This is a genomic window from Actinomadura sp. 7K534, from assembly GCF_004348575.1.
GTDB classification, from domain to species: domain Bacteria; phylum Actinomycetota; class Actinomycetes; order Streptosporangiales; family Streptosporangiaceae; genus Spirillospora; species Spirillospora livida.
Window position 1 is genome coordinate 1 of sequence record NZ_SMKB01000274.1, and the last position, 8,947, is coordinate 8,947.

Annotated in this window: 7 protein-coding genes; 5 read left to right on the forward strand and 2 right to left on the reverse strand. The window is 73.0% G+C overall.

Features of this window, described 5'->3' with window-relative positions; translation table 11 throughout:
* Nucleotides 1–13: 13 nt before the first annotated feature.
* Nucleotides 14–1,111 carry a matrixin family metalloprotease gene (locus E1266_RS32315; protein ID WP_132053576.1) on the reverse strand — a complete coding sequence of 366 codons (1,098 nt, stop codon included), beginning with the start codon at nt 1,109–1,111 and terminating at the stop codon, nt 14–16.
* A gap of 336 nt (nt 1,112–1,447) precedes the next feature.
* On the opposite strand from E1266_RS32315, the gene E1266_RS39970 reads away from it, so the two are divergent.
* The 5 genes from E1266_RS39970 to E1266_RS32340 all read left to right on the forward strand — a co-directional run bounded on the left by E1266_RS39970 (nt 1,448) and on the right by E1266_RS32340 (nt 7,252).
* Nucleotides 1,448–2,455, forward strand: coding sequence for a PRC and DUF2382 domain-containing protein (locus E1266_RS39970; protein ID WP_132053578.1), 1,008 nt, complete (start codon nt 1,448–1,450; stop codon nt 2,453–2,455).
* A 457-nt stretch (nt 2,456–2,912) separates the two neighbouring features.
* Nucleotides 2,913–4,853: a glycoside hydrolase family 3 protein gene (locus E1266_RS32325; protein ID WP_207946047.1), complete on the forward strand. Its 1,941-nt coding sequence runs from the start codon at nt 2,913–2,915 to the stop codon at nt 4,851–4,853.
* Nucleotides 4,854–4,998: 145 nt separating this feature from the next.
* On the forward strand, nt 4,999–5,835 hold the full coding sequence (locus E1266_RS32330; protein WP_132053580.1) for a patatin-like phospholipase family protein: 837 nt from the start codon (nt 4,999–5,001) through the stop codon (nt 5,833–5,835).
* A gap of 1 nt (nt 5,836) precedes the next feature.
* Nucleotides 5,837–6,835 carry a 1-acyl-sn-glycerol-3-phosphate acyltransferase gene (locus tag E1266_RS32335; RefSeq protein ID WP_132053582.1) on the forward strand — a complete coding sequence of 333 codons (999 nt, stop codon included), beginning with the start codon at nt 5,837–5,839 and terminating at the stop codon, nt 6,833–6,835.
* A gap of 12 nt (nt 6,836–6,847) precedes the next feature.
* A complete protein-coding gene (locus tag E1266_RS32340; RefSeq protein WP_132053585.1) occupies nt 6,848–7,252 on the forward strand; it encodes an RNA-binding S4 domain-containing protein in 405 nt (134 codons plus the stop codon).
* 14 nt (nt 7,253–7,266) lie between these two features.
* On the opposite strand, the gene E1266_RS32345 is transcribed toward E1266_RS32340, so the two are convergent.
* Nucleotides 7,267–8,721 carry an arylsulfotransferase family protein gene (locus E1266_RS32345; RefSeq protein WP_132053587.1) on the reverse strand — a complete coding sequence of 485 codons (1,455 nt, stop codon included), beginning with the start codon at nt 8,719–8,721 and terminating at the stop codon, nt 7,267–7,269.
* Nucleotides 8,722–8,947: the final 226 nt, after the last annotated feature.

Below are 8,947 nucleotides of genomic sequence, written 5' to 3' on the forward strand. Positions count from 1 at the left end.
GCCCGGCACCCGCTCAGCGCCCGCCGTAGAGCGCCATCAGCCCGTTGTAGTCGCCCCTGCCGAGGGTGGCGAGACCGTTGTCGCACGCGGCGACGGACGGCGCCATCGTGAGGCGGGTGTGGTTCGCCCCTCCGACGTGGCCGAGGCCGAGGACGTGGCCCGCCTCGTGGGTGGCGACGGCCTCGGTCGAGTAGCTCCCGGCCGGGCAGGTCCCCGCCGACCACCAGCGCTTCCCCTGCTCCTGCAGCGCCATGTCGGTCTCCAGCGTGCTGCTCCCCCGGTACCAGACGCAGGTGGCGGCGAGGATGTTGCTCCCCGCGCCGGTCATGGCCAGCCAGCCGAACGTGTTGGACCGGTCGCGGGTGCCGCAGCCGGCGTTCCTGGTGATGTCCGGGGCGGCGGCGGCCCGTCCCGCGTGCCGCGTGCTCACGTTCGGGGACGGGCTGAACCGGCCCCCCGCCGCGCAGTCGGTGCGGGCGCCGGCCATGTTGGAGACGCCCCGGATGATGCCGTTCACCGGGAGCCCGCGCTGCCCCGGGTGGTGCCGCCAGACGACCGTGGAGCCCCGCGGCCACCTGCTGCCTTCGAGGCGGTACGTGCCGTCCTGGCACGCGTTCGCGGGGGCCCGGGCACCGCGCGGCCGGCCCTGCGGCACCCGCCTGGTCGACGTGCTGAAGCTGACCCGGCCGGTGCGGTCGTCGACGTCGATGCGCAGCTCGGCGCCGCCCCCGGTGGTGCGCAGCGCGTGCGCGACCAGGGAGGTGCCGTCGGTCGGGACGACCGCGGTGAGCCCGTTCCCGCCGCGCACGGTCCGCCCGCGCAGATCGCAGTCGGCGATCTTGACGTGGCGCGGCATCGCGCGGGTCTGCAGGGTGCCGCCGGGCTTGCACCAGGCGGGCGGCCGCGGGCCGGCGCCGACCGGGCCCGCCCCGGCGTGCACCGTGCCCGGGCCGGCCGGGCCGGTCCCGGCGGTCACCTTGCCCGGGCCGACCGGGCCCGGGTCGGCGTGCACCGTGCCCGGGCCGGCCCCGGCGGTCACCGTCCCCACGACCATCGCGGCGACCGCCGCCGTGACCGCCGCCCGCCGGAACTCGCGTGAATATCCGTGCATATCAGTTCTCCGATGTCTGGAAGCGTCTTTTCGGAGTCTTGCGCGGACGGCGGAAAGAAAAACCGCGACTTCCTAAAATGATCACCATCGCCTGCATTTCGGCCCTCGCAAAAATGGCGCCATCGGACTATTTGTGGAAATAGCGGCCAGCTACTGCCGGGCGCCCGGGGTATGCGGCTGGTAAATCATTTTCCATGATCCCGCAAACGCGTTTTATTTTGGGTCATTTTGGTAACCCAGCAAGTATTCCGGCAATCCACCGCTACCGAGTGGCGGGTACCGCCTCCCCTCACTCTCCGCCGACCGGCAGCGTTCACGAGAGCAGAGGTGTTCAACGTGCAGGCGCAGACACAGGTGCGGGAACTCATGGGCATGAGCGTGACCGACACCAACGGCACGAAGGTCGGCACGATCAAGCAGGTCTACCTCAACGACGACTCCGGGTCGCCGGAGTGGGTGACCGTGCACACCGGATGGTTCGGGATGCGAGAGAGCTTCGTGCCCCTGGCCGGGACGCGCAGGAACCAGGATGCCCTCCAGGTCCCGTACGACAAGGAGACCATCAAGGGCGCTCCGAACGTGGACGCGGACGAGCACCTCTCGCACGCGCAGATCGTGGACCTGTACCGGCACTACGGCGTGCGTCCGCCGGGCGGCCGCCGGACGGGCGAGCAGGGGCCCCGGCAGGGAACGGACGAGGACCGCGAGGTCGCCGGCGAGGAGGCCGGGACGGCCAAGGGCGGCGACGCCGCGGGCGCGGCGGGCAAGAAGAGCGCGCAAGGCAAGGGCGGGGCGCAGGGCGAGGTCGGGGCGCAGGGCGAGGCCGGTGCGCAGGGCGCCGCGGGCAAGCCCGGGACGCAGGGCGCCCCGGGCGCGGCCGGGATGGCCGTCCGTCCCGAGAAGGGCGGGCGGGAGCGGCAGGCCGCGCCGCCGCAGTCGGCGCGCGAGGGCGCCGATGCCCCGATGACCGAGATCACCCGGTCGGAGGAGCGGCTGCGCATCGGCACCGAACGGCACGAGTCGGGCCGGGTCCGGGTGCACAAGTGGGTCGAGACCGAGATGGTCGAGCACACGATCCCCGTCTCGCACGAGGAGATCCGGATCGACCGCGAGCCGATCGCGGGCGGCGAGCCGAGCCCGAACGTGTCGCTCTCCGAGGACGACCAGGAGATCATCCTGTACGAGGAGCGCCCGGTCGTCACCAAGGAGACCGTCCCGGTGGAGCGCATCCGGATCCGCACCGACCAGGTGCAGGACGAGCAGACGGTGCGCGGCGAGATCCGCAAGGAGCGCATCGAGGTGACCCGCGACGAGATCCCCACCGAGCAGGAGCCGCGCACTTGACGGACGCCCCAATGTGTGCGGGAGTGCCATCTCTGGAGAACGGACGCGCCCGGCCGAGCCGCCCCACCCGCCGGCCGGCCGGGCGCCCGTTCGTGGGCCCGGCGGGGATGACCGGGTGTGGCCATCGGGTCGGCTGGGGCGGGGGTTTCATACGGCGCCCGCCGGCGGCCCGCGCGGCGGGCGGGCCGCGGCCGATCCGTTCCCGGCCCACCAGCGTCTCGCCGCGCCGCATAACGCGCGAAGTTGATCTCTGTCAACCGCCCCTTTCACGCCGCGGTCCAGGGGGCGGCGGCAAATAGTTAGGTTTCTTGACAGGTAGTGGGAGCCGGGGGAGGTTCCTGGGTGACGACGTCACCGGCGCAGGGGTCATGGCCGTCCGGGCGAGCCATGACCCCGGGCTCCGGCGTGCGGTCCGCCGGGCCGCGCGGCGTCGAGGAAGCGACCCAGGAGGGACGACTTGCGACACCCCACCAGACGCGCCGGCACCCGGATCGGACGGTCGCTGGTCGCGCTCGCGACCATCACCGCCCTGCCGTCGGCCATCGCGGCATCGGCCGCCCCGGCCGCCCCGGCCGCCGCTCCCGCCCATGCCCCCTATCTCGACCAGCGGCTCCCCGTGCCGAAACGGGTGGCCGACCTGCTCCGCCGCATGACCCTCGAAGAGAAGGTCGGCCAGATGACGCAGGCGGAGCGCGGCGCCGTCGACGGAGACCGCGACCAGATCACCGCGCTGAAGCTCGGCTCGGTGCTGTCGGGCGGCGGCTCGGTCCCCGCGGACAACACCCCCGCGGGCTGGGCCGACATGGTGGACGCCTACCAGGAGAAGGCGCTCGCCACCCGGCTGCGGATCCCGCTGCTGTACGGGATCGACTCCGTGCACGGCCACGGCAACCTCGTCGGTGCGACCGTCTTCCCGCACAACATCGGGATGGGCGCGGCGCGCAACCCCGGCCTGGTCCGCGAGATACAGGCGATCACCGCGAAGGAGACCCGGGCGACCGGGCCCCAGTGGATCTTCGGGCCGTGCGTCTGCGTCGTCCGCGACCTGCGCTGGGGCCGGTCGTACGAGGCGTACGGCGAGACGCCGGAGCTCGTCGAGCAGATGGAGACGGGCATCGAGGGCTTCCAGGGCCGCCGCCCGTCGGACATGCGGAAGCCGGAGCACGTCCTCGCCACGGTCAAGCACTACGCCGGTGACGGCGACACGGTGTTCGGCTCGTCCACCACCGGCGACTACACCATCGACCAGGGCGTCACGGTCACCGACCGCCGGACGTTCATGAAGATCGACGTCGCACCGTACGTCACGGCCGTGCGCAAGTACGGCGTCGGCAGCGTCATGCCGTCGTTCTCCAGCGTGGACTGGAAGGAGGACGGCGTCGGCAACCCGGTGAAGATGCACGCGCACAAGGAGCTGCTGACCGGCGTCCTCAAGGGCGAGATCGGGTTCGACGGCTTCGTCATCAGCGACTGGGCCGCCATCCAGCAGATCCCCGGCGACTACGCGACGCAGGTCCGCACGTCCGTCAATGCGGGCGTCGACATGTTCATGGAGCCCTACAGCGCTCCGCAGTTCGTCGAGACGCTGCTGGCCGAAGTGCGTGCGGGACGCGTGCAGATGTCGCGCATCGACGACGCCGTGCGCCGCATCCTGGCGGCGAAGTTCAAGCTCGGCCTGTTCGAGCGGCCGTACACCGACCGCAGGTACGCGGACACGATCGGCTCGCCGGCGCACCGCGCGGTGGCCCGCCGGGCCGTCGCCGAATCGCAGGTCCTGCTGAAGAACCGCGGGCACGCGCTGCCGCTGAAGCGGAACGCGGACGTCTACGTCGCGGGCGTCAACGCCGACGACATGGGCAACCAGGCCGGCGGCTGGACGGTCACCTGGCAGGGGCAGTCGGGGGACATCATCCCCGGCACGACGATCCTGGACGGCATCAAGCAGTACTCCGGGGACGTCACCTACAGCGCGGACGCCTCAGCGCCCACGTCCGGCAGCGACGTCGGGGTCGTCGTGGTCGGTGAGACGCCCTACGCCGAGGGCGTCGGCGACGTCGGCAACGGGCACACGCTGAACCTGTCCGACGCCGACAAGGCGAACATCGACAAGGTGTGCGGCGCGATCGAGACCTGCGTCGTCCTCGACGTCGCGGGCCGCCCGCAGATCGTCACCGACCGGCTGTCCAAGATGGACGCGTTCGTCATGTCCTGGCTGCCCGGCAGCGAGGGCGCGGGCGTCGCGGACGTCCTGTTCGGCAAGCGCCCGTTCCAGGGCCGCCTCCCGGTGAGCTGGCCCCGCAGCGAGGACCAGGAGCCGATCAACGTCGGCGACCGGGACTACGACCCGCTGTTCCCCTACGGGTACGGCCTGCGGACCCGCCGCGGCCACCACCACTGAGTCGGTCCCTTCACGGGGACCAGGGCCGGCCGCCCACCACCTCTGGGCGGCCGGCCCGCTCCCGCTCCGCGGACGGTTGGCGGCGCTTGCCCGTTTACGGTGGATCTAGGGGGAGAAGCTGCCCTCAGCGTTCGAAGGAGGGCGGGTGGAACGGGAGCCGCGGGTGGCGTTCGTGCTCGGGGGCGGCGGCGTCCTCGGCGCGCACGAGGTCGGGATGCTGCGCGCGCTGCGGGAGATGGGCATCGGCCCGGACCTCGTCGTGGGCACGTCGATCGGGGCGGTGAACGGCGCGTTCATCGCCGCCTCGCCGGACACGGCCGTCGAGCGACTCACCGGGCTGTGGTCGGACGACTCCGTCCGCGACGTGTTCGGCGCGCGGGTCTGGTCGCGGCTGTGGACGCTCGCCCGCTCCGGCACCCACCTGCACTCGAACGAACCGCTGCACCGGATGCTGGACGAGCTGCTGCCCGTCCGGACGTTCGAGGAGCTGGCCGTCCCGTTCCAGTGCGTCGCGGCGGGCATCGAGACGGCGATGGCGCACTGGTTCACGGACGGGCCGCTCACCCCGGCGGTGCTCGCCTCGTCCGCCGTGCCGGGGCTGCTGCCGCCCGTCCGGGTCGGCGACCGGCACTACTTCGACGGCGGGCTCGTGCACAGCATCCCGGTCGGCCGCGCCGTCATGCTCGGCGCCACCACCGTCTACGTCCTGCACGTCGGGCGGATCGAGCGCGACCTGCCGCCGCCGCGCCGGCCCTGGGAGGTGGGCATGGTCGCGTTCGAGATCGCGCGGCGGCACCGCTTCTTCGAGGAGATGGCGGAACTGCCGGACGACCTGGACGTGCACGTCCTCCCGGCGGGCACGGCGCCGCAGAAGTCCGGGGTCGACCTCGCCCAGATGAGGTACCGGAATGTGGCGGGAATCCGCGTCCACATCGAACGCGCCTACCAGGCATCATTGGAGTACCTCAAAGAACGAGCGTGACATGCTGCCTCCCCCCGTCGTCCGCCGCCTGCTCCTGACGCCGCTCCTGTTCGCGCTGACCCTGCTGGTCGTGGTGGTGTTCCCGGTCGCGCACGCGGTGGCGTACGTCCTCGGCCGCCAGCGCAAGCGCGCCGCCCGGCTGCTCTGGTTCGCGCTCGTGTGGGGCACGCGGGAGTCGTCCGCCGTGCTGGAGTGCGGGTGGCTGTGGCTCCGCCGCCGGACCCGCGACGACCGGCACTACGACATCATCGCCCGCTACGTCGCCGGCCTGTACGCGGCGGCGGAGCGGCGGCTCGGCCTGCGGCTGGTGATCGAGGGCACGGCCGAGGGGGACGCCGGAGGGGACGCCGGGGGCGAGGCCGGCGACGGTGACCGGCCGCTGATCGTGCTCAGCCGGCACGCGGGCCCCGGCGACGCGCTGCTCCTCGTCCACCACCTGCTCGCCGACTACCGGCGGCGGCCGCGCGTGGTCATGAAGGCGATGCTCCAGCTCGACCCGTGCATCGACATCGCGGCGAACCGCATGCCGAACGCGTGGGTGTCGCCCGGCGGCGGCGCCGTCGACGACATCGCCCGGCTCGCCGCCGGCCTCGGCCCCCGCGACGCGCTCGTCATCTTCCCCGAGGGCGGCAACTTCTCCCCGGAGCGCCGCCGCCGCGCGATCCGGCGGCTGGCCCGGCTCCGCCGCGTCCGGGAGGCGGAGCGCGCCGCCCGGATGCGGAACCTGATGCCGCCCCGCCCCGGCGGCGTGCTGGCCGCGCTGGAGTCCGCGCCGTCCGCCGACGTCGTGTTCGTCGCGCACGTCGGCCTCGACCACATGGCCACGCCCGGCGACATCTGGCGGCACGTCCCGCTCACCGGGGACGTCCAGGCCCGCTGGTGGCGGATCCCCGCCGAGGACGTCCCCCGCGACCGCGAGGCCCGCACCGACTGGCTCTACACGCAGTGGGAACGCGCGGACGCCTGGATCAGCGACCGCAAGGAACCCGTACCGAAGTGACATCATGGACCCATGGGCGATGAGGGCACCGTACGGGTCGACCTGTGGCTCTGGTCCGTGCGCCTGCTGAAGACCCGCTCGATGGCGACGACCGCCTGCCGCGCGGGCCATGTCCGGGTGAACGACGAGCGCGCCAAGCCGTCCACGGCGGTGAAGCCCGGCGACGAGATCCGGCTCCGCCATGACGGGCGCGAGCGGATCGTCGTCGTGCAGAAGATCATCCGCAAGCGGGTCGGGGCGCCGGCGGCCGCCGAGTGCCTGATCGACAAGAGCCCGCCCCCGCCGCCGCGCGAGGCGCTCATCCCGGTCGGCCGCCGCGAGCGCGGCGCGGGCCGCCCCACCAAGCGCGAGCGCCGCGAGCTGGAACGCGTCCTCGACCGCTACCGCACGCTCAACAACCCGCCCGAGCAGGACTGACCGGGCTCACCCGGTCACACGGTCTGCGGGGCGGAGCGGCCGAGGGACGAGCCGTCAACCGCGACTGCCTCCGCCACGACGTACCGCGCCCGGGGGACGGTGGCGGCGGTCTCGAAGCCGGTCCGCCGCGCCGACCCCGCCATCGCCAGGCTCGACGGGGCCGATCCGGTGTGGAACCGCCACGCGGCGACGCCCGTCGCGCCGTTCCAGCTCACGTGGACGCGCATCCGGGCGTCGTCCACCGGGGCCGCCACCACGGCGGGGCCCGTCGCGGGCCGGCCGTTCCAGGGGGCGCGGTAGGCGCGGTACGAACCGTCCCCGACGCCGGTCATCTCCAGGGCGGGCCGCCCGTCGCCGGTGAACTCCGTCACCGCCCCGGTCGAGCCCCAGCCGACGAGCGCGTTCCCGCCCGGCAGGAGTTGCATGTTGCCCATGTACTGCCCGAAGGTGCGGCCGTCGGTGAACTCCTGGACGAGCGTCACCTCCCGGGCCTCCTCGTCGACGTCCAGGATCATCCCCCGGGACGGGCCGTCGCCCGGGTTGGCGATCTGGTTGTCGAAGAGCGAGATCGTCCCGTCCGGCTGGCGGCGGGCGTCGTGCTGCCAGGCGAACTTCGCCTTCCCGTCCAGCGGGAAGTCGCTGCGCCTGCCGCCGAGCCGCCAGCGGACGGTGCCCGTCCGGCGGTCGAGCGAGTACAGGGCGCAGGAGTTGCGCGCCGACAGCAGGAGGGTGTCCCCGTCGTCCTGGATCGAGTTGACGTGGATCGGGTCGAACGGCTTGCCCGGCGTGCCGTCGGCGTTCTCCGCCGGCGGAGTGAGCGTCTCGGTGAGGTCGAGGTTGCCGAGGGCGCTCCAGTCGAGCAGGACCTCGCCCGTCCGGACGTCGATCTCCTGGACCCGGTTGTCGAGGACGCGCCCGTCGCGCGGGCCGCCGATCGGCCGCATGTCGGCGGCCACCTCCGGATAGGCGATGAGCAGCGCCGTGCCGCGGTCGGTGAGCACGAACTCGTGGAAGTCCCCCTGGACGCCGTTGCCCGTGCGGACCTCGGCGACGCGCCGGTAGTCCTGGCCGAGGACGACTCCGACGCCGTACCCGTAGCCGCCCTCCCTGCGTTCGCCCTCCCAGTAGGTGAGCACCGGCTCGCCCTCGTAGGTCTGGACCCGCACGTCGGTCACGAGTTGGTCCGAGCGGTGGATCCAGACGGGTTCGCCGCGGTCGTCGACGATGAGGGCGTCCGCGTCGTCCCGCCCCCGGAACGGGGCGATGAACAGCAGGCCGTCCGCCGTCCGGCCGTGCCGCCGCGCCTTCAGCTGCGGCGGAGTAACGCCCGGCATCGTGACGTAGCCCCCGCCCCCGGCGGCCGGTGCGGGCCGGGAGTCGGTGCCTGAACCGCGGGGCCCGACGGCGCTGAGGAGGGTCGCTCCCCCGGCAAGCCCCGCGATGAGAAAGCCGCGACGTGTGAGGCTCATGTCGACTTTCTATCGCGTTCCATCTAAAAACGGCATCAACAGGAGGATCGGGTGTTCACTGTCCGTGCCCTGGAAGGCACCATGTAGGGGCCGCCCGCAAACCGGTGGCCGTCGACGTCGGGCGCACCGTCGTCACCCGCACCGGCACGTTCACCGCCGCGCTGGTGCGCAGCGGAGGCCAGGCGGTGCGGTTCCGTCCCGCCACACCCGCCGACCTGCAGCACCC

Excerpts from the sequence above, each read along its gene's own strand:
- E1266_RS32340 (WP_132053585.1), top strand. The coding sequence starts at position 6,848 with ATGGGCGATGAGGGCACCGTACGGGTCGACCTGTGGCTCTGGTCCGTG.
- E1266_RS32315 (WP_132053576.1), bottom strand. The coding sequence starts at position 1,111 with ATGCACGGATATTCACGCGAGTTCCGGCGGGCGGCGGTCACGGCGGCG.
- E1266_RS32345 (WP_132053587.1), bottom strand. The coding sequence starts at position 8,721 with ATGAGCCTCACACGTCGCGGCTTTCTCATCGCGGGGCTTGCCGGGGGA.
- E1266_RS32335 (WP_132053582.1), top strand. The coding sequence starts at position 5,837 with ATGCTGCCTCCCCCCGTCGTCCGCCGCCTGCTCCTGACGCCGCTCCTG.